Annotated in this window: 26 protein-coding genes and 1 tRNA gene; 15 read left to right on the plus strand and 12 right to left on the minus strand. The window is 67.8% G+C overall.

The annotated features are described in order from the left end of the window. Window positions 1-7 precede the first annotated feature (7 nt). From trbE to trbF, 5 genes are read left to right on the plus strand one after another with little or no spacing between them, the layout of a single operon-like run. Entirely contained in the window at window positions 8-2,500 is a 2,493-nt protein-coding gene (gene trbE, locus E4A53_RS04115; protein WP_136161843.1) for a conjugal transfer protein TrbE, read from the plus strand. After that, complete coding sequence (gene trbJ / locus E4A53_RS04120; protein WP_029074258.1) at window positions 2,497-3,273, plus strand: P-type conjugative transfer protein TrbJ; 777 nt, start codon at window positions 2,497-2,499, stop codon at window positions 3,271-3,273. Before trbE ends, trbJ begins: the two co-directional genes overlap by 4 nt. Before the next feature lie 14 nt (window positions 3,274-3,287). Further along, window positions 3,288-3,554 (plus strand): putative entry exclusion protein TrbK-alt, encoded by a 267-nt coding sequence (gene trbK-alt, locus E4A53_RS04125; RefSeq protein WP_031623918.1) that lies wholly within the window; start codon window positions 3,288-3,290, stop codon window positions 3,552-3,554. Between the two features lie 2 nt (window positions 3,555-3,556). Continuing rightward, entirely contained in the window at window positions 3,557-4,912 is a 1,356-nt protein-coding gene (trbL, locus tag E4A53_RS04130; protein ID WP_029074256.1) for a P-type conjugative transfer protein TrbL, read from the plus strand. Between the two features lie 2 nt (window positions 4,913-4,914). Next, window positions 4,915-5,598, plus strand: coding sequence for a conjugal transfer protein TrbF (gene trbF / locus E4A53_RS04135; RefSeq protein WP_476712821.1), 684 nt, complete (start codon window positions 4,915-4,917; stop codon window positions 5,596-5,598). A gap of 5 nt (window positions 5,599-5,603) precedes the next feature. Here trbF and E4A53_RS04140 read toward each other — a convergent pair whose 3' ends face one another. Continuing rightward, window positions 5,604-5,981 carry a nuclear transport factor 2 family protein gene (locus E4A53_RS04140; RefSeq protein ID WP_029074878.1) on the minus strand — a complete coding sequence of 126 codons (378 nt, stop codon included), beginning with the start codon at window positions 5,979-5,981 and terminating at the stop codon, window positions 5,604-5,606. 96 nt (window positions 5,982-6,077) lie between these two features. On the opposite strand from E4A53_RS04140, the gene trbG reads away from it, so the two are divergent. The 7 genes from trbG to E4A53_RS04175 all read left to right on the plus strand — a co-directional run bounded on the left by trbG (window position 6,078) and on the right by E4A53_RS04175 (window position 11,217). Next, the gene (trbG, locus tag E4A53_RS04145) at window positions 6,078-6,995 is read left to right on the plus strand and encodes a P-type conjugative transfer protein TrbG (protein ID WP_200523655.1); all 918 of its coding nucleotides are present in this window, start codon (window positions 6,078-6,080) and stop codon (window positions 6,993-6,995) included. Window positions 6,996-7,027: 32 nt separating this feature from the next. Further along, entirely contained in the window at window positions 7,028-8,128 is a 1,101-nt protein-coding gene (locus E4A53_RS04150) for a TraB/TrbI/VirB10 family type IV secretion system protein (protein WP_420822601.1), read from the plus strand. 2 nt (window positions 8,129-8,130) lie between these two features. Then, the gene (locus E4A53_RS04155) at window positions 8,131-8,352 is read left to right on the plus strand and encodes a DUF2274 domain-containing protein (RefSeq protein ID WP_029074252.1); all 222 of its coding nucleotides are present in this window, start codon (window positions 8,131-8,133) and stop codon (window positions 8,350-8,352) included. Window positions 8,353-8,448: 96 nt separating this feature from the next. Further along, on the plus strand, window positions 8,449-8,805 hold the full coding sequence (locus E4A53_RS04160; protein ID WP_239018126.1) for a hypothetical protein: 357 nt from the start codon (window positions 8,449-8,451) through the stop codon (window positions 8,803-8,805). Next, window positions 8,802-9,155 carry a toxin-antitoxin system TumE family protein gene (locus tag E4A53_RS04165; RefSeq protein ID WP_029074250.1) on the plus strand — a complete coding sequence of 118 codons (354 nt, stop codon included), beginning with the start codon at window positions 8,802-8,804 and terminating at the stop codon, window positions 9,153-9,155. Before E4A53_RS04160 ends, E4A53_RS04165 begins: the two co-directional genes overlap by 4 nt. Then, the gene (locus E4A53_RS04170) at window positions 9,152-9,550 is read left to right on the plus strand and encodes an HVO_A0114 family putative DNA-binding protein (protein ID WP_029074249.1); all 399 of its coding nucleotides are present in this window, start codon (window positions 9,152-9,154) and stop codon (window positions 9,548-9,550) included. Before E4A53_RS04165 ends, E4A53_RS04170 begins: the two co-directional genes overlap by 4 nt. After that, window positions 9,547-11,217: a recombinase family protein gene (locus tag E4A53_RS04175; protein WP_136162062.1), complete on the plus strand. Its 1,671-nt coding sequence runs from the start codon at window positions 9,547-9,549 to the stop codon at window positions 11,215-11,217. The genes E4A53_RS04170 and E4A53_RS04175 overlap by 4 nt, the downstream gene beginning before the upstream one ends. On the opposite strand, the gene E4A53_RS04180 is transcribed toward E4A53_RS04175, so the two are convergent. The 5 genes from E4A53_RS04180 to E4A53_RS04200 form a co-directional block, all read right to left on the minus strand. Then, window positions 11,176-11,252: transfer RNA gene (locus E4A53_RS04180), tRNA-Arg, on the minus strand. The two genes, E4A53_RS04175 and E4A53_RS04180, sit on opposite strands and share 42 nt — an antisense overlap. A 75-nt stretch (window positions 11,253-11,327) precedes the next feature. Beyond that, window positions 11,328-11,774 carry a DUF1178 family protein gene (locus E4A53_RS04185; protein WP_136161845.1) on the minus strand — a complete coding sequence of 149 codons (447 nt, stop codon included), beginning with the start codon at window positions 11,772-11,774 and terminating at the stop codon, window positions 11,328-11,330. Beyond that, complete coding sequence (locus tag E4A53_RS04190; protein ID WP_136161846.1) at window positions 11,771-12,595, minus strand: carbon-nitrogen hydrolase family protein; 825 nt, start codon at window positions 12,593-12,595, stop codon at window positions 11,771-11,773. The genes E4A53_RS04185 and E4A53_RS04190 overlap by 4 nt, the downstream gene beginning before the upstream one ends. A 7-nt stretch (window positions 12,596-12,602) precedes the next feature. Further along, complete coding sequence (gene grxC, locus E4A53_RS04195) at window positions 12,603-12,860, minus strand: glutaredoxin 3 (protein ID WP_136161847.1); 258 nt, start codon at window positions 12,858-12,860, stop codon at window positions 12,603-12,605. A 32-nt stretch (window positions 12,861-12,892) separates the two neighbouring features. Continuing rightward, the gene (locus E4A53_RS04200; protein WP_136161848.1) at window positions 12,893-13,621 is read right to left on the minus strand and encodes a ComF family protein; all 729 of its coding nucleotides are present in this window, start codon (window positions 13,619-13,621) and stop codon (window positions 12,893-12,895) included. 42 nt (window positions 13,622-13,663) lie between these two features. Here E4A53_RS04200 and E4A53_RS04205 point away from each other — a divergent pair, with 42 nt between their 5' ends. Next, entirely contained in the window at window positions 13,664-14,515 is an 852-nt protein-coding gene (locus tag E4A53_RS04205; RefSeq protein WP_136161849.1) for a methyltransferase domain-containing protein, read from the plus strand. Window positions 14,516-14,707: 192 nt separating this feature from the next. Here the strand turns inward: E4A53_RS04205 and trxB are convergent, their stop codons facing one another. Both trxB and E4A53_RS04215 read right to left on the minus strand, forming a co-directional pair. Beyond that, the gene (trxB, locus tag E4A53_RS04210; RefSeq protein WP_136161850.1) at window positions 14,708-15,685 is read right to left on the minus strand and encodes a thioredoxin-disulfide reductase; all 978 of its coding nucleotides are present in this window, start codon (window positions 15,683-15,685) and stop codon (window positions 14,708-14,710) included. Window positions 15,686-15,787: 102 nt separating this feature from the next. Then, window positions 15,788-17,872: a TonB-dependent receptor gene (locus E4A53_RS04215; protein WP_136161851.1), complete on the minus strand. Its 2,085-nt coding sequence runs from the start codon at window positions 17,870-17,872 to the stop codon at window positions 15,788-15,790. Between the two features lie 125 nt (window positions 17,873-17,997). On the opposite strand from E4A53_RS04215, the gene hppD reads away from it, so the two are divergent. Together hppD and dmeF are read left to right on the plus strand one after the other, a co-directional pair. Further along, window positions 17,998-19,077 (plus strand): 4-hydroxyphenylpyruvate dioxygenase, encoded by a 1,080-nt coding sequence (hppD, locus tag E4A53_RS04220; protein WP_136161852.1) that lies wholly within the window; start codon window positions 17,998-18,000, stop codon window positions 19,075-19,077. A 25-nt stretch (window positions 19,078-19,102) separates the two neighbouring features. Beyond that, window positions 19,103-20,083 carry a CDF family Co(II)/Ni(II) efflux transporter DmeF gene (dmeF, locus tag E4A53_RS04225; RefSeq protein WP_136161853.1) on the plus strand — a complete coding sequence of 327 codons (981 nt, stop codon included), beginning with the start codon at window positions 19,103-19,105 and terminating at the stop codon, window positions 20,081-20,083. Window positions 20,084-20,146: 63 nt separating this feature from the next. On the opposite strand, the gene pepN is transcribed toward dmeF, so the two are convergent. From pepN to E4A53_RS04245, 4 genes are all read right to left on the minus strand, one after another. Then, window positions 20,147-22,738 carry an aminopeptidase N gene (gene pepN / locus E4A53_RS04230; RefSeq protein WP_136161854.1) on the minus strand — a complete coding sequence of 864 codons (2,592 nt, stop codon included), beginning with the start codon at window positions 22,736-22,738 and terminating at the stop codon, window positions 20,147-20,149. Between the two features lie 90 nt (window positions 22,739-22,828). Continuing rightward, a complete protein-coding gene (locus E4A53_RS04235; protein WP_136161855.1) occupies window positions 22,829-23,176 on the minus strand; it encodes an ArsC family reductase in 348 nt (115 codons plus the stop codon). Next, window positions 23,173-23,586, minus strand: a complete 414-nt coding sequence (locus E4A53_RS04240; RefSeq protein WP_136161856.1) for an EVE domain-containing protein — start codon at window positions 23,584-23,586, stop codon at window positions 23,173-23,175. Before E4A53_RS04240 ends, E4A53_RS04235 begins: the two co-directional genes overlap by 4 nt. 193 nt (window positions 23,587-23,779) lie before the next feature. Further along, the gene (locus E4A53_RS04245) at window positions 23,780-25,834 is read right to left on the minus strand and encodes a TonB-dependent receptor domain-containing protein (protein ID WP_136161857.1); all 2,055 of its coding nucleotides are present in this window, start codon (window positions 25,832-25,834) and stop codon (window positions 23,780-23,782) included. Window positions 25,835-25,850 lie beyond the last annotated feature (16 nt).

The raw sequence follows: 25,850 nt of genomic DNA on the forward strand, positions 1-25,850 counted from the left end.
CGCGGCCATGATGAACCTTTCCGAATATCGCCGCACCGCCGCCCGGCTCGCCGACTATTTGCCATGGGCCGCATTGCTCGGCTCCGGCGTCGTCTTGAACAAGGACGGCAGTTTTCAGAGGACCGCGAAGTTTCGCGGTCCCGATCTGGATTCCGCCGTCGCGGCCGAGCTGGTCGCCGTCGCCGGCCGCATCAATAACGCCGTGCGCCGCCTCGGCTCCGGCTGGAGCATCTTTGTTGAGGCGCAGCGCAGCGAGGCCGCGACCTATCCCGACAGCACCTTTCCCGATGCGGCATCGGCGCTGGTCGATGCCGAGCGCAAAGCCGGGTTCGAGGAAGCAGGCACGCATTTCGTGTCGGGCTATTTCCTGACCTTCCTCTGGCTGCCCCCGGCCGAGGAAGCCGCCCGCGCCGAAACATGGCTCTACGAGGGCCGCGAGAAAACCGGCGTGGACCCGTGGGAGCTGCTGCGCGGCTTCATCGACCGCACCGACCGCGTGCTGGCTTTGCTCGACGGCTTCATGCCCGAGTGCCGTTGGATGGATGATGGCGCGACGCTGACCTATCTCCACTCCACCATCTCGACCAACCGGCATCGCGTGCGCGTGCCCGAGGTGCCCATGCACCTCGATGCGCTGCTCGCCGACCAGCCCTTGACCGGCGGGCTGGAGCCGCGCCTTGGGACCAAGCATCTGCGCGTGCTGACCATCGTGGGATTCCCGACCGCGACGACGCCGGGCCTGCTCGACGAAATGAACCGCCTGCCGTTCCCCTACAGGTGGAGCACGCGCGCGATCCTGCTCGACAAGACCGACGCGACGCGGCTGCTGACCCGCATCCGCCGCCAATGGTTTGCGAAGCGCAAGAGCATCGCCGCGATCTTGAAAGAGGTGATGACCAACGAGGCGTCCGCGCTGGTGGACACCGACGCGGCCAACAAGGCGCTCGACGCCGACATGGCCTTGCAGGAACTCGGCGCGGACGTGGCGGGCATGGCCTATGTCACGGCCACCGTCACCGTATGGGATGCCGACCCGCGCCTAGCCGACGAGAAGCTGCGCCTGGTCGAGAAGATCGTTCAGGGGCGCAACTTCACCGCCATGCCCGAGAGCGTCAACGCGGTTGACGCATGGCTCGGCAGCCTGCCCGGACACGCCTACGCCAATGTCCGCCAGCCGCCCATCAGCACATTGAATCTCGCCCACATGATCCCGCTGTCGGCGGTGTGGGCGGGGCCGGAACGGGACGAGCGTTTCGGTGCGCCCCCTCTGCTCTTTGGAAAGACCGAAGGCTCAACCCCGTTCCGGTTGTCTTTGCATGTCGGCGACGTAGGGCACACCCTTGTCGTCGGCCCCACGGGCGCGGGCAAGAGCGTGCTGCTCGCCCTTATGGCCTTGCAGTTCCGGCGCTACGCCGGATCGCAGGTCTTCGCCTTCGACTTCGGCGGCAGCATCCGCGCCGCCGCGCTCGCCATGGGCGGCGACTGGCACGACCTTGGTGGCGGGCTGACAGAAGGGGCCGAGGCGTCCGTCTCGCTCCAGCCGCTCGCCCGCATCCACGACACCTATGAACGCGCATGGGCGGCGGACTGGATCGCCGCCATCCTCATGCGGGAAGGCATCGCCATCACGCCCGAGGTCAAAGAGTATCTTTGGACGGCGCTGACTTCGCTGGCCTCGGCCCCGGTCGAGGAACGCACCATCACCGGCCTTGCGGTGCTGCTGCAATCCAACGATCTGAAACAGGCGCTCCGGCCGTTCTGCGTCGGCGGTGCCTATGGCCGGCTGCTCGACGCCGAAGCCGAACATCTCGGCTCGGCGGATGTGCAGGCGTTCGAGATCGAGGGCCTTGTCGGGACTGGAGCGGCCCCGGCCGTGCTGTCCTACCTGTTCCACCGCATCGGCGACCGGCTCGACGGGCGGCCGACGCTTCTCATCATAGATGAAGGCTGGCTTGCGCTGGACGACGAGGGTTTCGCCGGCCAGCTCCGCGAATGGCTGAAAACGCTCCGCAAAAAGAACGCCAGCGTCATCTTCGCCACGCAAAGCCTGTCCGACATTGACGGCAGCAACATCGCGCCCGCGATCATCGAGAGCTGCCCGACGCGGCTTCTGCTGCCGAACGAGCGCGCCATCGAGCCGCAGATTACCGAGATTTACCGGCGTTTCGGGTTGAATGACCGGCAGATCGAAATCCTCGCACGGGCCACGCCCAAGCGCGACTACTACTGCCAGTCGAGGCGCGGCAATCGCCTGTTCGAGCTTGGCCTGTCCGAAATCGGCCTCGCGCTCTGCGCCGCATCCGCCAAATCCGACCAGACGCTCATTGCACAGATCGTCGCCGAACACGGCCGCGACGGCTTCCTCGCCGCATGGCTACGCGCGCGCGGCGTCGAGTGGGCGGCCGAGCTGATCCCCAACCTCACCAATCTTGCCGACCGGCCGGAATCCGCCGCGCCGGCCCGGCTCGATACCCACCCCACACAGGAGATTCTTCCATGACCTATCCCAAGTTTGTCGGGGCTTCGGCCCTCGCGCTGGCGCTCGCAGTGCCCGTCGCGCTGTCGCCCATGCTGGCAAGCCCGGCCCATGCGCAATTCGGTTTCGGCCGGATCGTCTATGACCCGAGCAACTACGCGCAAAACCTGCTCACGGCAGCGCGCACGCTGGAGCAGATCAACAACCAGATCACCAGCCTCCAGAACGAGGCGCAGATGCTCATCAATCAGGCCCGCAATCTGGCGAGCCTGCCGTATTCGTCGCTCCAGCAGCTCCAGCAGAACGTGAGCCGGACGCAGCAGCTTCTTAGCCAAGCGCAGAACATCGCGTTCGAGGTCGGGCAGATCGACCAAGCGTTTCAACAGCAATACGGCAACGTCTCGCTTTCGACGACCGACGCCCAGCTTGTCGCCGATGCGCGCAGCCGGTGGGAGAACACGGTCGGCGGCTTGCAGGACGCAATGCGCGTGCAGGCGGGTGCGGTCGGCAACATCGACAGCAACCGCGCCGAGATGGCCGCGCTTGTCGGCCAGAGCCAAGGCGCGACCGGCGCGCTGCAAGCCACGCAGGCCGGCAACCAGCTTCTCGCGCTCCAGTCACAGCAGCTTTCCGATCTGATCGCGGTCATCTCGGCGAACGGCCGCGCCGACGCGCTGACCGAAGCCGAGCGCGCGACCGCCGCCGAACAGGGCCGCATCCAGCGCGAGCGTTTCCTGACGCCCGGCAGCGGCTATCAGCCGGGTAACGCGCAGATGTTCAACAACGGCAACAACTGACCGGGAGGCTCGCCATGGACGGCAAGATGCTGGTCCGGCTCGGGGCCGTGGTGTTCGTTGCGATTGCCTTGACAGTGACCGCAATCGACATGACGCGGAAGGACGAGCCTTCCGCGTCACGGCCGGCATCGGCCCTCCAGCCCCCGGCCGATCCCCTGCGCGAAACCCTGCGCCGTTGCCAGCAACTCGGCGAGGCGGCGGCGAGCGACACCGACTGCCTCGCCGCATGGGCTGAATCCCGCGACCGCTTCCTCGGCCGTGACCGCAGCGAGGCGCGCTGACCATGGGAAACACGGGCGTCATCGACAATTTCCTCGGCGTATTCACGCGCTACATCGACAGCGGGTTCGGGCTGTTGTCTGGCGAAGTCGCCTTCATCGCTACCACCCTGATCGTCATCGACGTGACGCTTGCCGCGCTCTTTTGGGCATGGGGCGCAGATGACGACATCATCGCTCGGCTGGTGAAGAAGACCCTTTTCGTGGGCGTCTTCGCCTACATCATCGGCAATTGGAACAACCTCGCCCGGATCGTCTTCGAGAGCTTCGCCGGCCTCGGTCTCATGGCGTCGGGCACCGGCTTTTCTGTCACCGGTCTGACGCGGCCGGGCCGCGTAGCGCAGACCGGCCTCGACGCCGGCCGCCCGCTGCTCGACTCCATTTCCGACCTGATGGGCTGGATCGCCTTCTTCGAGAACTTCATCCAGATCGCGTGCCTGCTGTTCGCATGGGCGCTCGTGGTGTTGGCCTTCTTCATCCTCGCCATCCAGCTTTTCGTGACCCTCATCGAGTTCAAGCTGACCACGCTTGCCGGCTTCGTCCTCATCCCCTTCGGCCTGTTCGGCAAGACCGCCTTCATGGCCGAGAAGGTCTTGGGCAACGTGGTGTCCTCCGGCATCAAGGTTCTGGTGCTCGCCGTCATCATCGGTATCGGCAGCACCTTGTTTTCGCAATTCACGGCCGGTTTCGGCGGGGCGACCCCGACCATCGACGACGCCATGGCGATTGTGCTGGCAGCTCTGTCGCTGCTCGGCCTCGGCATCTTCGGCCCCGGCATAGCAAACGGCATCGTTTCGGGCGGCCCGCAGCTCGGCGCGGGTGCTGCCGTGGGAACCGGGCTTGCGGTCGCAGGTGCAGCCGTCGCCGCTGGCGGCGGGGCCATGCTCGCCGCCAAAGGTGGTGCCGCTGCCCTGTCCGGCGGGGCCGCGGCCGTCCGCGGCGGCGCGGCCACCGCGGGCGCGGCGACCGCCGCCTATAGCGTCGGATCGCTTGGCCAGTCCGGCGCGGCAGGCGTCGCCTCCGGTCTCGGCGGCGTCGGCCGCGCAGCAGGTTCGGCCGCCATCTCACCCCTCAAACGCGCCGCCGCGCGGGCCAGCGAATCCGTCAAATCCAGCTTCTCCGAAGGTTCGAAGGCCGGATTCGGCGCAAGCGGCGGCAGCTCCACCATGGGAACGGTCGGCGGGAGCGATGCTGCGCCCGCATCGCCGGCACCATCCGCCGGTCCTCCGGCCTGGGCGCAGCGCATGCAGCGTTCGCAAGCCCTCAACCACGGCACGACCATGGCCGCCCATGCGGTGCGCTCCGGCGACAGCCACGGCTCCGGTTCCTCCATCAATCTTTCCGAAAGTGACCGCTCATGAGCATCTTCAAACGACCAGCAACTCATTACGGCAAGACGCCGGAACCCGAGACGCCTTATCAGCGCGCCGCGCAAGTGTGGGACGAGCGTATCGGCTCGGCCCGCGTGCAGGCGCGGAACTGGCGGCTCATGGCCTTCGGCTCGCTGATCCTCTCGGCCGGCTTCGCCTCTGCGCTGGTCTGGCAGTCCGCGCGTGGGACCGTGGTGCCTTGGGTCGTGCAGGTGGACAATCTCGGTCAGGCGCAGACCGTCGCGCCAGCCAATGCCGACTATCGCCCGACCGATCCGCAGATTGCTTTCCATCTCGGCCGCTTCATCGAACAGGTCCGCGCGATCCCGGTCGACGCGATCATCGTCCGCCAGAACTGGCTTCGCGCCTATGAATGGACCACGGATCGCGGCGCGGCGGCATTGAACGATTACGCCCGCGCCAATGACCCTTTCACCAAGGTCGGCCGCCAACAGGTCGCCGTCGAGGTGTCCAGCGTCATCCGGGCCTCGCCCAACAGCTTCCGCGTCGCGTGGACGGAAAGGCATTTCGAGAACGGCCAGCTTTCCACCACGGAACGATGGACGGCCATCCTCACTATCGTCATCCAGCCGCCGCGCGACGCCGAGCGCCTGCGCGCCAATCCGCTGGGAATCTACGTCAATGCAATTTCGTGGTCGCGGGAGATGAGCCAATGAAAACGTCAGCTTGCATCAATCACCTCGCTGATCTTTCCCTTGGAGATCATGAAGAACGAGGTGCCCGCTATCTCGATCTTCTGCCCAGCCTTCCAGCCGTTGGGCAGGTCGGCCTTGACCTTGGCGCGATAGCCGATGCGCACCGCTGCACGGTCCTCAATGGCGATGCAGTCGAGAATTGTCTGTTCTCTTTCCGCAAACAATTCAACACCCTGTTCCGCCAACGCGCGAAATGCCTCAATCCCATGCGTCTCGTTCGTCACTTCTCCGTTCGATCTGTTGATAAACCGAACGTCGCCCGACAGGCAGTCGAGCATCGCCTGAACATTCATCGTGTTGTAGGCGTCGATATACCGGGCAACAATCGTCGGGACAGTATCCATCCTGTCAGTTCCTCACTACTAATCCTAAAGCCGCTATCGTATGCTATTTTTGTGACGGTCGTGGCAATCGCTTTGACCGGCTGCGCCACCAATCGGATGCCGCAATTCAGCTATGACGCCAGCGTTCCGCCGCTGCCGACCGTGCAGGCGGCAGCAGTCGACAACACGCCCCGGCCGCTGCATGTGCCCCCGGCATGGACCGTGGCGCGGGGCGGTACGGCTGCCGGCACGCCGACCGGCCGCGTCGAGAACGCCAATGCAGCCGCCCGCGTCGAGCCGCGCCGCGAAGGCTACTACAACGCCATCCAGATATATCCGTGGTCGGAAGGCGCGCTCTATCAGGTCTATGCCGCAGTCGGGCAGATCACGACGATCGCGCTGGAGCCGGGCGAGAGCCTGACCGGCGCGGGGCCAATCGCGGCGGGCGACACCGCCCGCTGGATCATCGGCGACACGGAATCCGGTTCGGGCGCGAACCGCCGCGTCCATATCCTCGTGAAGCCGACGCGACCCGACATCGCCACCAACCTTGTCGTCACCACCGACCGGCGCACCTACATGATCGAGCTGCGCGCCCGGGAATCGCTCTACATGCCCGCCGTCGCCTGGGCCTATCCCGCGACGCCCGGCCAGCGCCGCACCGTTCCGACAGCCCCGATCATCCCCGCCGAGGCGGCGCGGAACTATCGCTACGCCTTGCAGGTGCAGGGCGATAGCCCGCCATGGCGGCCCGTCTCCGTCTTCGACGATGGCCGCCGCGTCTATGTCGTCTTCCCGGCCGGGATCGTGCAGGGCGAGATGCCGCCCATCTTCGTGCTTGGCGCGAACGGCGAGCCGCAGATCGTCAACAGCCGAGTCCACCAGAACGTCCTGATCGTGGACCGCCTGTTCGGCGCGGCCGAGCTGCGCCTTGGCTCTGGCAGCCGCCAGCAGGTCGTCAGGATCGTCCGCACCAACCCGACGCAGGCCGCCGACGCGCAGCCCGCCAGCGCGACCGGAGGCTCCCCGTCATGACCGACAACACCATCACCGAAACCGCAGCCCCCATGCGGCTGCGCGCCGAGCCGCCGCGCGTCACCCGCCTGTCCCGCAAGATGCTGGCGGGCGTCGGCGCGGTTGCGTTGCTCGGCATCGGCGGCGCACTCATCTATGCGCTCCAGACCCGCGACGGAGGGCCGGACGGCGGCGAACTCTACTCGACCGAGAACCGGCCCACGGCGGACGGCCTCGCCGGTCTGCCAAGCGACTATAGCGGGCCGGTGCTCGGCCCCGCGCTGCCCGGAGATTTGGGCCGTCCGATCCTCGACGCGCAGAACCGAGGGCAGCCCGTCGCACCGCCTACGATGGCGACGCCCGCCGTCGATCCCGCCGAGGAACGCCGCCGCGCCGAGGAAGAAGCCGCGCGCTTAAGCAATGTGTTCTTCCAGTCCGGCCCGCGCACGGGATCGCCGGCAGGGACGGCCATGCCCAGCCTTGCCGGTCTTGGCCTCGGCGGACAGCCCGCGACGCAGGACCGGCACGCGGCTTTCCTCAATGGACCCGTGGACCGGCAGACTGTCGCGCCGGATCGTGTCGCGCCGCCGGCATCGCCCTACATCCTTCAGGCCGGGGCCGTGATTCCGGCCGCGCTCATCACCGGCATCCGTTCGGACCTGCCGGGCCAGATCACGGCTCAAGTGACCGAGAACGTCTATGACAGCCCGACCGGGTCGCTGCTGCTGATCCCGCAGGGAACGCGCATCATCGGCCAATACGATGACGGCGTGACCTTCGGCCAGCGAAGGGTGCTCTTGGTGTGGAACCGCCTGATCCTGCCGGGCGGCCGTTCCATCGTCCTTGAGCGTCTGCCGGGTGCGGACGCTTCCGGTTACGCCGGGCTTGAGGATGGCGTGGATTACCACTGGTGGGATCTGATGAAGGCCGCAGGGCTGTCCACGCTGCTCGCAGTCGGCACGGAACTGGCGACCAGCGACGAGGACCGGCTTATCCGGGCCATCCGCGACGGGGCGCAGGATACCGTCAATCAGGCGGGGCAGCAGATCGTCCAGCGCCAGTTGCAGGTCGCACCGACGCTGACCATCCGGCCCGGCTTCCCGGTCAGGATCATCGTCACCCGCGACCTTGTATTCGAACCGGCAGGAGGTTGACCATGACCAAGCTGAAACTCGGCCCGCTGCCCGACGACAAGCCCGTGAAGATCACCGTGGAGCTGCCTGCGCCACTTCACCGCGATCTGGTCGCCTATGCCGAGGTGCTGGCCCGCGAGAGCGGCCAGCCCGCCGCCGATCCCGTCAGGCTCATCGTGCCGATGCTGGAGCGGTTCATCGCAACGGATCGCGGCTTCGCCAAGGCACGGCGAGCCGCCAACTGAGTCCCATCCCGGCAGGGGTGCCGCCAGCGCATAGGCGCAAATGCGGCACGCTACAGGCCGCCGACTGCCCTCCATGGTTCGCCTAATTCCGGGGCCTTGAGCGCCTCGGATTCCAACAGAACCAAGGAGGATTCCATGTGCGCAGAGCGCCGCCGCGCCCGGAGAGGGCGACCGCGACAGTCGATCCCCGAACCACTTCCCGACGATCTTTTCGACTACGCCGACGATCCTACGCCCGACGGCCGGACGCGAGCCGGCAACATGCCACTTCTCGGCCCGGATGGGCAGAGGATGCGTGTCACCGACGACTGGCCCGAAGACATTCCCGTCACCGAAGCCGAGATTGACGTGTTCGAGCGTTGGTTCGGCGATGTGTTCGACGAACTCTTGAACCCGAGAAAGCCGAATGACAGCTTGCAATACCTATCACAAACTGATAGGAAAAAGACGTGAGCGTGGATCGTGATCCAAGCCTCGACACGCTTCTGGACCTCGACGGACAGATGCTCTTTGTCGATCCCGAGGGCGGCCATTGGGTGAAGTTCGTCGTCACCCGCGTTCCGGCCTCGCCGGAAAAGCCGCACGGCCTCGATTATTCGCTCACGCTTCACGAGCCTTCGGGCGAACGGCTGGTCGGCTTCGACAATGCCCATCCGGTCGGCCGAGGCAGGCGCGGCGCGCCGATGGACCATCGGCACCGCTTTCAGACCGTGAAGCCTTACGCCTACGAGGATGCGGCCACGCTGCTGGCCGACTTCTGGCAGGCCGTGGACGCGGTATTGAAGGAACGAGGTGCCCTATGACCACATTGAAAGTCGGGATTGCCGACTATGAAGAAATGAAGGCCCGCACTATGCGGATCGCGCGCGGCGAGGAAAAACCTGCGCCCAGCGATCCGAAGGTGTGGTTCACCTCGACCGAATCCTTTGCCAAGGTGCTGTCGGCCGGCAACCGCGAACTGCTGCGCATCATCGCCGAGAAAGCCCCGGCATCGCTGGAGGAACTGGCGGAAATCACCGGCCGGGCCGGCTCCAATCTGTCACGCACCCTGAAAACCATGGAGAACTACGGTCTTGTGCGACTCGAACCGGGGCATGGGCGTAAGCTCGCGCCCAAGGTGGTGCATGACCGCGTGGAGCTGGCGTTGCCCCTGATCGACCACCCCAAGATGAAGAAAGCTATGGGAGGCCGACCATGAACATTCACAGCCCAACCACTACCGCCCGCGCCGCGCTCTACCTGCGCGTTTCGACTGCCCGGCAGGCGGAGCATGATATTTCCATTCCCGACCAGAAGCGGCAGGGCGAAGCCTATTGCGAGCAGCGCGGCTATCAGCTCGTTGAGACTTATGTGGAACCGGGCGCAACCGCCACCAACGACAAGCGCCCCGAATTCCAGCGCATGATCGAGGCGGGCACGTCGAAGCCCGCGCCCTTCGACATTGTCGTGGTGCATAGCTTCTCGCGCTTCTTCCGCGATCACTTCGAGATGGAGTTCTACGTTCGCAAGCTGGCGAAGAACGGCGTCAAGCTCGTGTCCATCACGCAGGAAATGGGCGACGATCCCATGCACCAGATGATGCGGCAGATCATGGCGCTGTTCGACGAATACCAGTCCAAGGAGAACGCCAAGCACGTCCTGCGCGCCATGAACGAGAATGCCCGGCAGGGTTTCTGGAACGGCGCACGGCCGCCCATCGGCTATCGCATCGTCGCGGCCGAGCAGCGCGGATCGAAGATCAAGAAGAAGCTGGAGATCGACCCGCTGCACGCCGACACCGTGCGGCTGATCTATCGCCTGTTCCTCGAAGGAGACGGCACGTCCGGCGCGATGGGCGTCAAGGCCATCGCCACCTATCTCAACGAGCGCCGCTTCTTCACCCGCGACGGAGGGCGTTGGGGATTGGCGCAAATCCACGCCATCCTGACCCGCACCACCTATATCGGCGAGCACAGGTTCAACACCCGCTCGCACAAGGATCGGGAGAAGAAGCCGGAGAGCGAGGTCGCCATCATGGCGGTGCCGCCCCTAATCGAGCGCGAGACGTTCGACGCGGTGCAAGCCCGCCTCAAGTCCCGCAATCCCATGGTGACGCCTGCACGTGTCTCCAGCGGCCCGACGCTCCTGACCGGCATTTGCTTCTGCGCCAAGTGCGGGGGAGCGATGACGCTTCGCACCGGCCAAGGCAGCACGGGCGCGACATACCGCTACTATACCTGCTCGACCAAGGCCCGGCAGGGCAAGACCGGCTGCAAGGGTCGCACGATCCCCATGGACAAGCTGGACCATACGGTCGCCGATTATATCGGGGACCGCCTGCTCCTGCCCAAGCGGTTGGAAACCGTCCTTGCCAGCGTCATCGACCGCCGACAGGAACGCACCGAGCGCCGCCGCGAGCATCTTGCCGAGCTTCAAAGGCGAATCACGGAAGCCGACCAGCGGCTCGGCCGTCTCTTTGACGCCATCGAAGCCGGCATGGTGGACAAGGACGACGCCATGGCAAAGGAACGCATGGTGAGCCTCAAGGCATTGCGGGATCAAGCCGCCGCCGACGCGGAGCGCACGCAGCTCGCGCTCGATAGTTCAGGCAATCAGGGCGTCACCCCCGATATGCTCAAGGGGTTTGCCCGCAAAGCCCGTGAACGGATCAGGCTCAACGATGGCGGCTACCGCCGCGACCATCTACGCGCGCTGGCGCAGCGTGTCGAGGTTGCCGACGACGAGGTTCGCATCATGGGATCGAAGTCGGAACTGCTGCGAACGCTGGTCGCCGCTTCAAGCGTAGAAACGGCGGCGTTCGGCGTTCATAGTTCTGTTCTGAAATGGCGCGCCCGACAGGATTCGAACCTGTGGCCCCCAGATTAGGAATCTGGTGCTCTATCCTGCTGAGCTACGGGCGCCTGGCGTCCGCCCTAGGGTCCGGGCCATTTCGCGGCAAGCCCCCTTCTCGCCGCCTCGCCCGACGCGGTGCCGGGTCAGTTACACTGGTCGGGCGGCGTCACCGGAAACGGCAATGGCGCGACCCTGACGCCTTCCTCGGCCAGCGCCTCGGCATCGCGGGCGGTCGCCCGGCCGTGGATCGCGCGCTCGTCGCGCTCGCCGTGGTGCATCGCGCGCGCCTCTTCGGCGAAGCGGTCGCCGACCCAGTCGGACTTCGCCAGCATCCGCGCCTGCATCCGCGCCAGCTCGGCCAGCATCCGCCGGGCGGCGGCCGGGTCCGTCCCGTCGGCGGCCGGCAGCTCCGCGTCGGCGCCGTCGCCCGGCGCCAGCCGCGGCGCCATCGCCGCCTTCGCCACCTCCGGGTCGCCGCACAGCGGGCAGGCGACCAGCCCGCGCGCGCGCTGTTCCTCGTAATCGGCGCTGCTGCCGAACCATGCCTCGAAGACATGGCCGTCGCCGCATTTCAGATCGAAGACGATCATGCCGCCGTCACCGGGCCGATCGCGCGGCGGTGGCGGATCGCCGGCACCCGCGCCCGCACCGCCGCCGCCTGTGCCGGATCGATGTCGGCATAGGCAAGGCCCGGCCGCTCGCCGGCGTCGAGCACCACCGCGCCCCACGGGTCGACGACCAGCGAATGGCCGTAGGTCCTCCGCCCGTCCTGATGCGTGCCGGCCTGGGCGGCGGCGATCACGAACGCCCCCGCCTCGATCGCCCGCGCGCGGAGCAGCACGTGCCAATGCGCCTGGCCGGTCGGCACGGTGAACGCTGCCGGCACCGCCAGCATCGTCGCGCCCGCGTCGGTCAGCGCGCGGTACAGGTCGGGAAAGCGCAGGTCGTAACAGATGCTGAGGCCCAGGACGCCCCACGGCGTCGCCACCGTCACCGGCCCGGCGCCGGGCGCGTAAGCCGCCGATTCGCGCCAGCTCTCGCCGCTCGGCAGGTCGACGTCGAACAGATGCATCTTGTCGTAGCGCGCCCGGATCGCGCCGCCGTCGTCGATGACGAAACCGCGGTTGACCCGCCGCCCGCCGTCACCCCCGGCCAGCGCCAGCGAACCGATGTGGACCCACAGCCCGGCGGCGGCGGCAGCCTCGCACACCCGCGCCAGCACCGGGTCATCCGCTTCCGCCACGACATGGGCGGCGGAGCGCGCCCGGTCGCTGTCGAGCAGCCCGGCCATTTCGGGCACGAACAGCATGGCGGCGCCACCGGCCTTCGCCTCCGCCACCGCCGCCGCCAGCGCGTCGGCATTGGCGGCGGGGTCGATGCCGCTGGTCATCTGGAACAGGGCGGCGCGCATCGCCGGATCAGCCGCTGAGCAGCGGGTCGAGCTTGCCGGCGCGTTCGAGCGCGGCGAGCTCGTCGGAGCCGCCGACATGAGCGCCGTCGATGAAGATCTGCGGCACGGTGGTGCGGCCGTTGGCACGCGTCAGCATCTCGGCGCGCTGCGGCCCGCCCATCGTGATGTCGTATTCCTCGAACGCGACACCCTTGGCGGAAAGCAGCGCCTTGGCCCGCGCGCAATAGCCGCAGCCGAACTTGGTATAGATTTCCACCTTCGCCATCGCGACTCTTTGCCGTGCGACCATCGCCGCCGTCAATCTCCCTCGTCGCGCACCACCCGCGCCCAGCACAACACCGTCACCCGCGCCGCGCCCGCCCGCTTCAGCGCCGCGGCGCAGGCATTGGCGGTGGCGCCACTGGTATAGACGTCGTCGACCAGATAGACGGCGCGCCCGCCGATCCGCCGCCGGGCGTCCGGCACGGCGCGGAACGCCCCCTGCACCGCCCGCGCCCGCGCCGCCCGGCCCAGCCCGCGCAACGGCGGCGTCCGCTTCACCCGGCGCAGCAGGTCCGGCGCGACGGGCAGGCCAGTCACGGCGGCGATCCGCTGGGCGATCAGCGCCGCCTGGTTGAAGCCGCGCCCCCACAACCGCCAGCGGTGAAGCGGCACCGGCACCAGCAGCGCCGCCTCGCCCAGCGTGATCCGGCGGGCGAGGTGCTCGGCGATCAGCGCCGCCTGCCCCGGCTTGCGCCCGTATTTCAGCTTCAGCACCAGCGCGCGGGCGATCGGGCCGTAGGCGACGGCGGCGCGCACCCCGTCATGGACTGGCGGTTCGGCCATGCACGGCGCACATTGGCCGCCCGGCGGCCCGGCCAGCGGCGCGCCGCAGGTGACGCAGCCCGGCCCGGTCAGGAAATCCATTGCCTGCCAGCACTGCGCGCAGAACCGCCGATCCGCGTCGACGATCACGCCGCAGCCCGGGCAGCGCGGCGGCAGAGCAAAGGCGACGACGGCGGCAAAGCTCTGGCGAAACAAGGCCATCGCCCCTTGTCGGCGCCGATCCGCTTCTGCACAAGCCGGGCGATGGACACCCCCGAACTGTTCGACCGCCGCCGCCGCCGCCAGCGCCGCGACCGCGCCGCCGCCCGCTTCGCCGATCATGATTTTCTGATCCGGCGGATGGGCGACGAACTGCTCGACCGGCTGGCGCTGATCAGCGGGCACAGCTTCGCGCGGGCACTGGTCATCGGCGCCGCCGACCGCGAACTGATCGCCCGGCTCGGCGCGGCCGGCACCACCGTCGCCGCCGCCGACGCTGGCTTCGCCTTCGCCCGCGCCGCCGGCGGCGTGCAGTGCGACGAGGATCGGCTGCCCTTCGCCGACGCCAGCGTCGATCTCGTCCTGTCGGTCGGCGTGCTCGACAGCGTCAACGACCTGCCCGGCGCGCTGGCGCTGATCCGCCGCATCCTCCGCCCGGACGGGCTGTTCCTCGGCGCCTTCGCCGGCGCCGGCAGCCTCGCGCGGCTGCGCCTCGCGATGTTCGAGGGCGACGGCGACCATGTCGCCGCCCGCATCCACCCGCAGATCGACGTCGGCGGCGCCGGCGACCTGCTGATGCGCGCCGGCTTCGCCCTGCCGGTGGCGGACGGCGAACGGCTGACCGTGCGCTACGGCTCACTGATTCGCCTCGCCGCCGACCTGCGCGGCATGGCCGCCACCTCGGTTCTGGCCGACGCCGCCCCGCCGCTCGGCCGCCCCCAGCTCGCCCGCGCCCTCGCCTCCTTCGCGGAGCAGGCCGACCCGGACGGCCGGACGCCCGAAGTCTTCGATCTCGTCTACCTGACCGGCTGGGCGCCCGACCCCTCGCAACCCAAACCCGCCCGCCGCGGCAGCGCCACCGTCTCCCTAGCCGAAGCGCTCAAACCCAAAAGCTGAACCGCCGGCGGACCCGGCGCACGCCCTCGCCGAAACCCACCAAACCCTTTCCCACACCCGTCCATCCCGAGCGCAGTCGAGGGACGCACAGCAACTGAGTGCGTCCCTCGACTGCGCTCGGGATGGACGGAACAGGTGTGGATATACCCCTCCGGGCCGCTCTCAGGAACCGGACGGACGGGGGAATCCCTCTCAGGCGTCGACCTGCTCGCGCTGCTGCGCCTCGAAATCCGCCTCGGCCAGGAACCGTTCGGCGTCGAGCGCGGCCATGCAGCCGGTGCCGGCCGCGGTCACCGCCTGGCGGTAGATCTTGTCCATCACGTCGCCGCAGGCGAACACGCCGGGGATGGCGGTGCGGGTGGACCCGGTCTCGACCCGGATATAGCCGTCCTCGTCCAGCTCCAGATGGCCCTTGAACAGCTCGGTCGCCGGGTGGTGGCCGATCGCGACGAAGCCGCCGTCGGCGGCGACATGGCTGATCTCGCCGGTCACCGTGTCCTTCAGGTCCAGGCCGACGAGCACCGCCGGGTCGCCGGCGCCGACGAAGCGGTCGACCGTCTTGTTCCACAGCACGGTGATGTTCGGGTGGGCGAACAGCCGTTCCTGCAGGATGCGCTCGGCGCGCAGGCCGTCGCGGCGGTGAATCAGCGTCACGTCCGGGCTGTGGTTGGTCAGGTAGAGCGCTTCCTCGACCGCGGTGTTGCCGCCGCCGATCACCACCACCTTCTTGCCGCGATAGAAGAAGCCGTCGCAGGTCGCGCAGGCGCTGACCCCCTTGCCCTGCAGCAGCTTCTCGCTGTCCAGCCCCAGCCATTTGGCCTGGGCGCCGGTGGCGATGACCAGCACGTCGCCTTCATAGACGTCGCCGCCGTCGCCGGTCAGCCGGAACGGCCGGCGCGACAGGTCGACGGCGACGATCTGGTCCCACAGCATCCGCGCGCCGACATGCTCGGCCTGCGCCTGCATCTGCTCCATCAGCCACGGCCCTTGGATGACGTCACGGAAGCCGGGATAATTCTCGACATCGGTGGTCGTCATCAGCTGCCCGCCCGGCTGGATGCCCTGCACGACGATCGGCGCCATGCCGGCGCGCGCGCCGTAGATCGCGGCCGAAAGGCCGGCCGGGCCGGATCCCAAAATCAGCATCCGGGTGGTGTGCGTCGTGCTCATGCGCTGTCCGTTGAAAAGCGGGAAGGAATGCTTGCGGAGATAGGCAATCCCCCCTGCTTCGGCAACCGCGGGTGTCGGGCGCGGGCCGGTGCCGCGACCGATTCAGAACTGCACGGCCGCCCCGACGCGGATGTCGCGCCCGGCCAGCGGCGCATAATCCTTGAGCAGCGACGCGGCGCGGCGCGCCTCGACGTCGAAGATATTGTTGGCCGACAGGCGCAGGCTGAGCGGCGCCCCGGCCCCGCCGACCTTCCATGCCAGCGACGCATTGACCATGGTGAAGCCGGGCGTCCGCGTCTCCAGCGGGGCCACCCGGTCCTGCGCGGTGACATGCTCCACCTCGACCCGGGCGTTGACCGCATCGTCGTCGTAACCGATGCCGCCGAGCACGCGCAGCGGCGGGATCAGCGGCGCCGGGCCGAAGCCCCTGACCGTCGCGCGCGTATAATCGGCGACCCCGTCGACGGAGACGGTGCCGGCACCCACCCTTGCGATATCGACCTGCGCCTGCGCCTCGAACCCGTAGAGCGTCGCCCGCCCCTGCGCCATTTCGTAGACCGGCAGCCCGTCCTCGATGTTCGCCGTCGGCAGCTGATAGAGGAAGTTGGCGAAGCGGTTGTAATAGCCCGACAGCTCGACCGAATAGCCCGGCCCCTTGCCGTTCAGCGTCAGTTCGGCGCCGTTGCTGCGCTCCAGCCGTGCGCCGGGCAGGCCGACCTCGAAGGATTCGGTGCCGCCATGCGGGCCGTTGGCGTAAAGCTCCTCCACCGTCGGCGCCCGTTCCGAATGGGTCAGGTTGACGCCGGCGCGCCAGCCGTCGGCCACCGCCACGCTCGCCCCCGCCGCCCCGGACAGCGCGGTGAAGCGCCGGCGCAGGTCGGGATTGCCGATGTCGGCATCGGCATAGGCGCGGGCGCTGGTCTTCTCGACGCGTCCGCCGATCTCCGCCTTGACCGCGCCGAAATCGAACTGCTGGACGGTGAACAACCCGGCCTGTTCGGTCGATGATTTCGGCAGGAACTTCTCTTCGCCGACCACGTCGAAATCACGGGTCATCACCTGCCCGCCGAACGCGCCGCTCCACGCGCCGCGCTTCGCCTGGATCAGCTCGATCCGCCCTTCGATACCGGTGTTGTAGAAGGTCGTGCCGACCGCGCCGTCCGGCTCCAGCTCGCGGTGGACATAGTCGCCATAGCCGGCGCGCAACCGCAGCTTGTCGAGGAAGCCGCCGCCGGTGTTGACTTCGGCGCGCAGGTCGTAGCGATCCTGCTTCAGTGCGATGCGCGGCGCCTCCGCGTCCCCCGCCGGGTCGAGCGAGAAGCGGATCGGCACGCCGTAGAAATTGTCGAGATGGGCATAGGACAGGCCGATCGACCCGCCGTCGCCGATATAGGCGATGCCGGCCGCCGCGTCCCAGGTCCGCGCCGCGGTGTTGGGCAGCTTGCCCTTCAGCGTCGCGAGGTCCCGGATGTCCGGGTCGGCCGACGCCGCCGCCTGCGCGCGCAGCGGCGCCGACAGCAGATGGCCGCCGGTACGCAGATCGTTCGCCTTCAGATAGCTGCCGTCGAAATGCAGGACGAGCCGCCCCGCCAACGGCACATCGAGCGCACCGGCGATATTGCGCTCGTCGGCGGCGCTCGCATAGCCGCCGTCGAGGTGCACGTGGACAGGCTCGTCCGGCACCCGCAGCGGAATCCGCGAATCGATGACGTTGACGACGCCGCCGATCGCGCCCGATCCGTAGAGCAGCGCCGACGGCCCGCGCAGCACCTCGATCCGGTCGGCAGTCAGCGGGTTGATCGCCACCGCATGGTCGGCGCTGGTGCCCGACGCGTCGAACGCGCCGATGCCGTCGGTCAGCACCCGCACCCGGTCGCCCTGCAGCCCGCGCAGCACCGGCCGCGCGGCGGACGGGCCGAAGCTGCTGCTGCTCGCGCCCGGCAGATGGTCGAGCGTATCGCCGATCGTCGCGCGCTTGACCGTCGCCAGCGCCGCGCCCGACAGCACCGACGTGCCCGACAGCAAATCGCCGCGGTTGCGCGACAGGGCGGTGACGACGATCTCCGGCGCCTCGTCATGGTGGTCGCCGACGGTCCCCTGGTCCGAGTCGGCGGCCGGCGCGGCGGCAGCAGCCGGCGGCACGAAGGCAAGCATCGACGCGGCAACGAACGAAAGACCGGATTTCATGGGCTGCTCCCTTACGGAAGCGTGCACACACATGATATTTTATAACATGTCAAGTGCCGTTTGCGACGGCTTGCGCCGGATGGTAGGTCAGCAGCCATGACAGCATGTTTGCATGGTGATTTCCAATGACCACACCCAACCCGCACGACAACCCGCTCGGCCTCGACGGTTTCGAGTTCGTCGAGTTCACCGGCCCTGATCCGGAGGCACTGGCCAGCCTGTTCTCCGCCATGGGCTTCACCCATATCGCCACCCACCGCTCGAAGAACGTCCGCCGCTACGCGCAGGGCGACATCAACTTCCTGCTCAACATGGATACGGACGGCCAGGCCGCGGCCTTCCGCAACGCCCACGGCCCGTCGGCCAACGCGATGGCGTTCCGCGTCCACGACGCCGCCCAGGCGTTCGAGGAGGCGGTGAAGCGCGGCGCGAAGCCGATCGAGGGCCGGGTCGGCCCGATGGAGCTGAACATCCCCGCGATCGAGGGGATCGGCGGCTCCAACCTCTATCTGGTCGACCGCTACGGCGCGCACGAGATCTACGATATCGATTTCCGGCCGGTGCCGGGCGCGGAACGGAACGCCAACAGTGTCGGCCTGCACACGCTCGACCACCTGACCCACAACGTCAACCGCGGCCGGATGAACCACTGGGCATCGTTCTACGAAACGATCTTCAATTTCCGCGAGATCCGCTATTTCGACATCGAAGGCCAGCAGACCGCGCTGGTCAGCCGGGCGATGACCGCGCCGGACGACAAGATCCGCATCCCCTTGAACGAAAGCCAGGACGAACATTCGCAGATCGAGGAGTTCCTGAAGGAATATAAGGGCGAAGGCATCCAGCATCTGGCGCTGGCTACCGACGACATCTTCGCGACGGTCGACGCGCTGCGCGCCAACGGCATCCGGTTCCAGGACAGCCCCGAAACCTATTACGACATGATCGACCAGCGCCTGCCCGGCCACGGCCACGACATCGGCGAGATGCGCAAGCGCCGCATCCTGATCGACGGCGCGCCGGAAACCGGCGGCGGCCTGCTGCTCCAGATCTTCACCGAGAACATGGTCGGCCCGATCTTCTTCGAGATCATCCAGCGCAAGGGCAATGACGGCTTCGGCGAAGGCAATTTCAAGGCGCTGTTCGAATCGATCGAACTGGACCAAATTCGGCGCGGCGTACTGCCGGCAAAGGAGCCCGTTTGAACGATGACCACGCACGGGCCGGCTGATGCGCGACGGGCATAGCGCCGCCGATCACGGCCACCGCCACCATTACCTGCCGGCCAGCCATGTCCGCAACGAACGGCGGACGCTGATCGTCGTCGCGCTGACCACGGTGACGATGGTCGGCGAAATCGCCGTCGGCTGGCTGTCCGGCTCGATGGCGCTGCTCGCCGACGGGTTCCACATGGCAACCCATGCCGGGGCGATGGCGATCACCGCCGCCGCCTATGCCTATGCCCGCACCCGCGCCGGCGATCCGCGCTTCACCTTCGGCACCGGCAAGGTCGGCGACCTTGCCGGCTTCACCTCGGCGATCATCCTCGGCGTCGTCGCGCTCGGCATCGTCGTCGAATCGGTCGGCCGGCTGGTCACCCCCGGCCCCATCGCCTTCGACCAGGCGATGCTGGTCGCGGCGCTCGGCCTGCTGGTCAACCTGGTCAGCGCCTGGCTGCTGCGCGACGACCACGACCACGATCAACATGGCCACGAGCATGGCCATCATGCCCATGCCCATGCTGCCGGCGGCCACGAGGGCGATCGCAACATCCGCTCGGCCTATCTCCATGTCCTCGCCGATGCGCTGACCTCGGTCCTCGCCATCCTCGCCCTGCTCGGCGCCCGCCAGTTCGGCTGGCTCTGGCTCGACCCGGCGGTCGGCATCGTCGGCGCGATCGTCATCGCCCGCTGGGCCTGGGGGCTGCTCGGCGACTGCGCGCGGGTGCTGGTCGACGCGTCGGAAACCGACCTGATCGCCGATGTCGCGGATCGGATCGCCGGCCCCGGCGACGTCACCGTCACCGACCTCCATGTCTGGCAGGTCGGGCCGGGCGCCCATGCCGCGATCGTCGCGCTGGTCGCCGCCGAACCGCAGCCGCCCGCCGCCTACCGCGCCCGCCTCGCCCCGCTGGCATGGCTCAGCCACGTCACGATCGAGGTATCGCACTGCGCGCAGGCGCACGACCCCGCCGGCACCCCGACGCCATAGCCTCGCCCCTCGCACGAGCGAACAACCCGGCCAGCCCCGCTCCCCGGTGGCGGCCGCGCCGGTTCAGCCCAGGCTTTTCGACGCCTGCTCGTACACGTCCTTCGACAGGCGCGGCGCGGCCAGGATATGCTCCAGTTGCGCCTTCATCAGCAGGGCGCGGCCCGGCTCGAACCGGCGCCAGCGGCCAAGCGGCGGCACCAGCCGCGCCGCCGTCTGCGGGTTTAGCCGGTCGAGCGCGATCAGCATCTCCGCGACGAAGCGATAGCCGCGGCCGTCGGCGGCGTGGAAACCGCGTTGATTGGTCGCGAACGCGCCGATCAGCGCGCGGGCGCGGTTGGGGTTGGCCAGGGTGAAGGCCGGGTGGCGGGCCAGCGCCTCGACCAGATCGACGACGTCGGCGCGAGTGCTGAGCGCCTGCGCGGTGAACCATTTGTCGAGGACCAGCCCGTTGTCGGCCCAGCGGTCGTGGAAATCGGCGAGCACCGCATCGCGGGTCGCGCCGCGCGTGCTGGCGAGCAATTGCAGCGCCGCCAGCCGGTCGGTCATGTTGTCGGCGTAGCGATACTGGTCGGCGGCCAGCGCCACCGCGTCCGGCGCCTCGTCGGCCAGCAGATAGCCGAGCGCGACATTCTTCAGCCGGCGGCGTCCCTTGGCGCGCGGGTCCAGATCGTAGCGGTTGTCGCGGTTGGCCGCCCACAGCGCCCGCCAGGCGCCGTGGCCGATGCCGTCGAGGATCGCCTGCCGCAGCCCGTCGCGCGCCCGCGCCACCGCGTCCGGGTCGACGCTGGCGAGCTGGTCGCCGATGAACGCCTCGCTGGGCAGGACGATTGCCTCGCCGACGAAGGCGGGGTCGAGCGTCGGGTCGGCGACCGTCGCGCGCACCGCCGCCACCACCGGCGCCGGGTCGCCGTCGCCGCCGGTCACCGTCGCGACCAGCCGGTCGAGCATCAGTTGCTGCATCGCCTCGTAGCGGGCGAACGGGTCGTCGTCATGGGCGGATAGGAAGGCCAGTTCGGCGGCGGACCGGTTCGCGTCGACGATCACCGGCGCCGAAAAGCCGCGATTGATCGACAGCAGCGGCCGTTCGCCGATGCCGTCGAACACCACCTCGGCTTCGGCCTCGTCCAGCACCACCAGCCGCTCGTCGCACAGCCGCGCGCCGCTCGCCTCGCCGAACAGCGCGACGCGCAGCGGCAGCGGCTGCGGCAGCTTGTCGGGCTGGCCCGGCGTCGGCGGCACCGCCTGCGTCAGATGCAGCACCGCCTTGCCGCTCGCCGGCGCATGGGTCAGCGACGCGGCGACGCGCGGCGTGCCGGCCTGCGTGTACCAGCGGCGGAAGCGGCCAAAGTCGATGCCGCCGCCCTCCTCCATCGCGACGACGAAGTCCTCGCAGGTTGCCGCCGTGCCGTCGTGCCGGGCGAAATACAGGTCGGTCGCGGCGCGGAACCGCTGCGGCCCCAGCATCGTCGCCATCATCCGGATCAGCTCGGCGCCCTTGTTGTACACCGTCGCCGTGTAGAAATTGGCGATCTCCATGTAGCTTTCCGGGCGGACCGGGTGGGCGAGCGGGCCGGCATCCTCGGGGAACTGGGCGGCACGCAGCACGCGGACGTCCTCGATCCGCTTGACCGCGGCGCTGCCCATGTCGGCGGAAAAGCTCTGGTCGCGGTAGACGGTGAAACCTTCCTTCAGCGATAGCTGGAACCAGTCGCGGCAGGTCACCCGGTCGCCCGACCAGTTGTGGAAATATTCGTGGGCGACGACGCCGGCGATCGCATCGAAATCCGCATCGGTCGCGGTTTCCGGGTCGGCCAGGATATAACGCGAGTTGAAGATGTTGAGGCCCTTGTTCTCCATCGCCCCGAAATTGAAATCGGCGACCGCGACGATGTTGAACATGTCCAGGTCGTATTCGCGGCCGTAGACGCGCTCGTCCCACGCCATCGCCGCCTTCAGCGCCGCCATCGCATGGTCGGTGCGCGGCAGGTCCGCCTCCGCCACCCAGATGCCCAGTTCGACCACCCGGCCGCCCATCGTCGTGAAGCTGTCGCGGTTGACCGCCAGGTCCCCGGCGACCAGCGCGAACAGGTAGCAGGGCTTCGGAAACGGGTCGTGCCACTCCGCCCAGTGCCGACCGCCGGGCATCGTTCCGGATCCGATACGATCACCGTTGGACAGCAGCACCGGAAATTGCCCATGGTCCGCGGTGAGTTTCACCTGATAACGCGATAGGATATCTGGCCGGTCGGGAAAGAAGGTGATCCGCCGAAACCCTTCCGCCTCGCACTGCGTGCACAGCAGCCCGCCCGACGCATACAGCCCCATCAACTGGGTATTGGTCTCCGGCGCGATCTCGACCTCGGTCTCGACGCTGTGCGCCTCCCCGGCGAGCGGGATGACCAGCTGCTCGCCCTCCATCCACCATTCCGCCTTCGCGCCGTCGACGCGCACCGCCACCGGCTGCTGCCCGCCGCCGTCCAGCCGCAGCGGCCCGTCGCCGGCGTTGCGCCGGACCGACAGCACCGCCTTCACCCGGGTCAGTGCCGGGTCGAGGTCGAAGTCGAGCGCGATCTCCGGCACCAGCCATTCCGGCGGCCGGTAATCCTCACGCCGGATGACGTGCGGGGCGGAGGACAATGACGGGGCGTCAGACATGCCGCCGCCTTACGATGCCGGCCCGCGCCTGACCAGCCTAGAGCTTGTCCGCTTCAGGCGGAAACGGCACCGGCTCGAACAGGACAGGCTCTAGCCGAACAGCGCGGCGTAGGCATCCGGCTTGAACCCGGCAACCCGCCGGTCGCCAAGATCGAGCATCGGCCGCTTGATCATCGACGGCTGCGCCAGCATCAGCGCCACCGCCTTGTCCGCGTCCAGCCCGGCCCGGTCCGCCTCCGGCAGCTTGCGGAACGTCGTGCCGGCGCGGTTCAGCACCGTCTCCCAGCCCAGCTCGGCAACCCAGCCGCTCAACCGGGCGGTATCGATCCCCTGCGTCTTGTAGTCGTGGAAGGCATAGGCGACGCCATGCCCCTCAAGCCAGGCGCGCGCCTTCTTGATCGTGTCGCAATTCTTGATGCCGTACAGGGTGACGGTCATGCCGCTGCCCCTCCCATCGCCAGGATCGTCGCCCATTCGGCGTCCGTGACCGGCGTAACCGAGAGGCGGAACTGGCGGAACATCGCCATGCCGGCCAGCTTCGGCTCCGCCTTCATCGCCTTCAGCGACACCGGCTGCGGCAACGGCCGCACCGGCGCGACCGACACCGCGACGAAGCGCGCCTTCGGGTCGGTCGGGTCGATGAAATGCTCCTTCACCACCCTGGCGATGCCGACGACATCCAATCCCTCATTGGAATGATAGTAGAGCAGCTCGTCGCCGATCTTCATCGCCTTCAGGTAGAGCGCCGCCTGGTTGTTGCGAACACCATCCCAGACCGTCTCGCCGTCGCGGACAAGGTCGGTCCAGCTATACTTGACCGGTTCCGACTTGATCAGCCAACGCGCCATACCCTGCCTCCCTTGGGTTTGTGCCTGAATGACCGGGCGCGGAGTTCCGTCCTTCCCGCCCGATTATTCATGCCGCCATAACCCGTCGCCATAGGAAGCAGCAAAATTATTCCTGCCCGATCCCCCGCGCAAAAGGAAAGGGACGCCTGCCGTCGGCGGGCGCCCGTTTTCCTTTTCTCCGGATACCCCCGCGTCAGAACGAGAAGCGTGCGCCGATGCGATAGAAACGGCCCAGCAGGTCATAAAGCCCGTTGTTCACCGAGCGCACCAGATAGGGGTTGATGCCGTAATAGGGCACGAGCGGCGGATCGACATTAAACACGTTGTCGATCTTGCCGTAGAGTTCGATCTTCGGTGTGATCTTGAGCGTCGCGCCGATGTCGACATAGGTGGCGCCGGCGACGTGGTTGTCATTGATCGTCGGATTGTTGGCGGTCGGCACCGGGCACGCGGAGGTGCACTCGATGAAGTTGTCCGCGATGACGCCGGAGCTGACATAGCGTTCGATGACGGTAATGCTGAACTTGTCCGTGCTGTAAGACTGCGTGGCGTACAGGCGCCAATTGGGAATCGCCGTACCGTTGGCATTGGAGTTCACGCCAGCCCGTTCCTGAGCGATGGTGCCGGGGAGGCCGGACTCGTTGGTGTATCGGAACACGTGCGTGGCGAGCGCACGAAGCGTTATCTTGCCGTCCGATGCACCGAACAGCGCCGGAGCGGAAGTGCGGTAGGATGCCTCGATATCCAGCCCCTTGGTGAGGGTGGACGCGAGGTTGATGGGCGTCAGGCGGATCTCGGTCGCCTTGCCCGTCGCATCGCGCGTGATGGCGGCGCACAGATCCTGATAGCCTTGCTGGCAGAGATCCGCGACTTGCTGGATGCCGCCGGAGAGCGTGCTGATCGCATCGTCGACCTTGATACGATAGAAATCGACCGACGCGCTGACGCCCGGCAGCCATTCGGGCTGATAGATGGCGCCGACCTCGAACGTATTGGACTTTTCGGGACGCAGGCTCAGGTTGGAAACCGTCGCCTGATTGACGTCATACCGCTGACCGGCGAACGGCCCGGTGAAATCGGTGAAAGACGAAAACAGGTTGGACGGCGCGCGGAACAACTCGGCCAGATTGGGCGCCCGAATGTCACGTGAGAGGATGCCGCGCAGGCGCAGCCCCGCCAGCGGCGTTTCCCAGGTGCCGCCCACCTTCGACGTGGTGACGTAGCCCGACTGGCTGTAGCTGGTGGCACGGACCGCGCCGCTCAGTTCACCCTTGCCGATCTGCCGGCTGTCGAACACCGGCAGTACGGTTTCGAGATAGCCCTCCCAGACATGAAAAGCGCCGCGGGACGGGCGGAAGTTGCCGGTGAACCAGTTGTTGCCGCCGGCGGCGAGCAGCGCATTGCCACCGTCGCCGGTGGAAAAGGCGTCCGCCTCCTGATGGAAAGATTCCCGGCGATACTCGGCGCCGAACGCGACCGAGATCGGCCCCGCCCAGCCGTTGAGCGGTTCGCCGGAGACGTTGACGGCGGCGACGTCCTGCTGCAGCCAGGTCTTCAGCCACGGCTCGCCGCTGATCCAGTCGATTGCGGATTGCGAGGCGACGCCGGTGCCGATGCCGTTCAGCGGCACGCAACCGGCGGCGCGTGCGTCCGCCGAGCGGCAGACCGGAACGCCGTCTGGGCCGGGAACCGCGTCGATCGCCGCAAACAGCAGGCGACTGAGCGTGTTGTTCTCGATCGTCGACTTGGTGAAGGTCTTGCCGATCGCGCCATAGGCGTTGAACCGCCATTCGCTGCCGAGCAGGCCGAAGCTGCCGTCGAGACCGACAGCGAACCGGTGCATGTTGCGCTCGTTCACCGCGACGGTGTCGGGCAGATCGGCGATGTAGCTGCCCATTGCGAAGCTGGTGATGCCGTTGTCGACACACGCCTGATTGACTGAAGCCGGCAGGAACGGGTTGGCACCGCCGGCGGCATTTCCGCACTGGATGGTGAGCGTGCCGGTGCGATACTGGCCGGGGAAGGAATGGGCGGTGGTCAACACGCCGCCGTAATTGAAGCTGCCCCACAAGGTGACGGTGTCGGCGACGTCGTAGGCGAGGCGCGCATATCGCGCTGCTCTGCAAGCAGCTTGGGCATGAGAGCGTGTTCTACTGGTACGTCGCCTTTGCGGCGGGCACCGCGTTCCTGACCGCCCTGCTGATGCCCGAGCCGAGCCGCGAGGGGCGGCTTTGAACCAGGACCGCAAACGAGGCGCGGCCGAT

The sequence above is a fragment of the Sphingomonas flavalba genome (genome assembly GCF_004796535.1).
Lineage (GTDB): Bacteria > Pseudomonadota > Alphaproteobacteria > Sphingomonadales > Sphingomonadaceae > Sphingomonas_L > Sphingomonas_L flavalba.

Coding starts and splice junctions, on each gene's coding strand:
- dmeF (WP_136161853.1), top strand. CDS start 19,103: ATGCGCGACGGGCATAGCGCCGCCGATCACGGCCACCGCCACCATTAC.
- pepN (WP_136161854.1), bottom strand. CDS start 22,738: ATGTCTGACGCCCCGTCATTGTCCTCCGCCCCGCACGTCATCCGGCGT.
- E4A53_RS04140 (WP_029074878.1), bottom strand. CDS start 5,981: ATGGATACTGTCCCGACGATTGTTGCCCGGTATATCGACGCCTACAAC.
- trbE (WP_136161843.1), top strand. CDS start 8: ATGATGAACCTTTCCGAATATCGCCGCACCGCCGCCCGGCTCGCCGAC.
- E4A53_RS04235 (WP_136161855.1), bottom strand. CDS start 23,176: ATGACCGTCACCCTGTACGGCATCAAGAATTGCGACACGATCAAGAAG.
- E4A53_RS04185 (WP_136161845.1), bottom strand. CDS start 11,774: ATGATCGTCTTCGATCTGAAATGCGGCGACGGCCATGTCTTCGAGGCA.
- E4A53_RS04175 (WP_136162062.1), top strand. CDS start 9,547: ATGAACATTCACAGCCCAACCACTACCGCCCGCGCCGCGCTCTACCTG.
- E4A53_RS04155 (WP_029074252.1), top strand. CDS start 8,131: ATGACCAAGCTGAAACTCGGCCCGCTGCCCGACGACAAGCCCGTGAAG.
- E4A53_RS04150 (WP_420822601.1), top strand. CDS start 7,028: ATGCGGCTGCGCGCCGAGCCGCCGCGCGTCACCCGCCTGTCCCGCAAG.
- E4A53_RS04205 (WP_136161849.1), top strand. CDS start 13,664: ATGGACACCCCCGAACTGTTCGACCGCCGCCGCCGCCGCCAGCGCCGC.
- E4A53_RS04215 (WP_136161851.1), bottom strand. CDS start 17,872: ATGAAATCCGGTCTTTCGTTCGTTGCCGCGTCGATGCTTGCCTTCGTG.
- hppD (WP_136161852.1), top strand. CDS start 17,998: ATGACCACACCCAACCCGCACGACAACCCGCTCGGCCTCGACGGTTTC.
- trbJ (WP_029074258.1), top strand. CDS start 2,497: ATGACCTATCCCAAGTTTGTCGGGGCTTCGGCCCTCGCGCTGGCGCTC.
- E4A53_RS04240 (WP_136161856.1), bottom strand. CDS start 23,586: ATGGCGCGTTGGCTGATCAAGTCGGAACCGGTCAAGTATAGCTGGACC.
- E4A53_RS04190 (WP_136161846.1), bottom strand. CDS start 12,595: ATGCGCGCCGCCCTGTTCCAGATGACCAGCGGCATCGACCCCGCCGCC.
- trxB (WP_136161850.1), bottom strand. CDS start 15,685: ATGAGCACGACGCACACCACCCGGATGCTGATTTTGGGATCCGGCCCG.
- E4A53_RS04170 (WP_029074249.1), top strand. CDS start 9,152: ATGACCACATTGAAAGTCGGGATTGCCGACTATGAAGAAATGAAGGCC.
- grxC (WP_136161847.1), bottom strand. CDS start 12,860: ATGGCGAAGGTGGAAATCTATACCAAGTTCGGCTGCGGCTATTGCGCG.
- trbL (WP_029074256.1), top strand. CDS start 3,557: ATGGGAAACACGGGCGTCATCGACAATTTCCTCGGCGTATTCACGCGC.
- trbG (WP_200523655.1), top strand. CDS start 6,078: ATGCCGCAATTCAGCTATGACGCCAGCGTTCCGCCGCTGCCGACCGTG.
- trbK-alt (WP_031623918.1), top strand. CDS start 3,288: ATGGACGGCAAGATGCTGGTCCGGCTCGGGGCCGTGGTGTTCGTTGCG.
- E4A53_RS04200 (WP_136161848.1), bottom strand. CDS start 13,621: ATGGCCTTGTTTCGCCAGAGCTTTGCCGCCGTCGTCGCCTTTGCTCTG.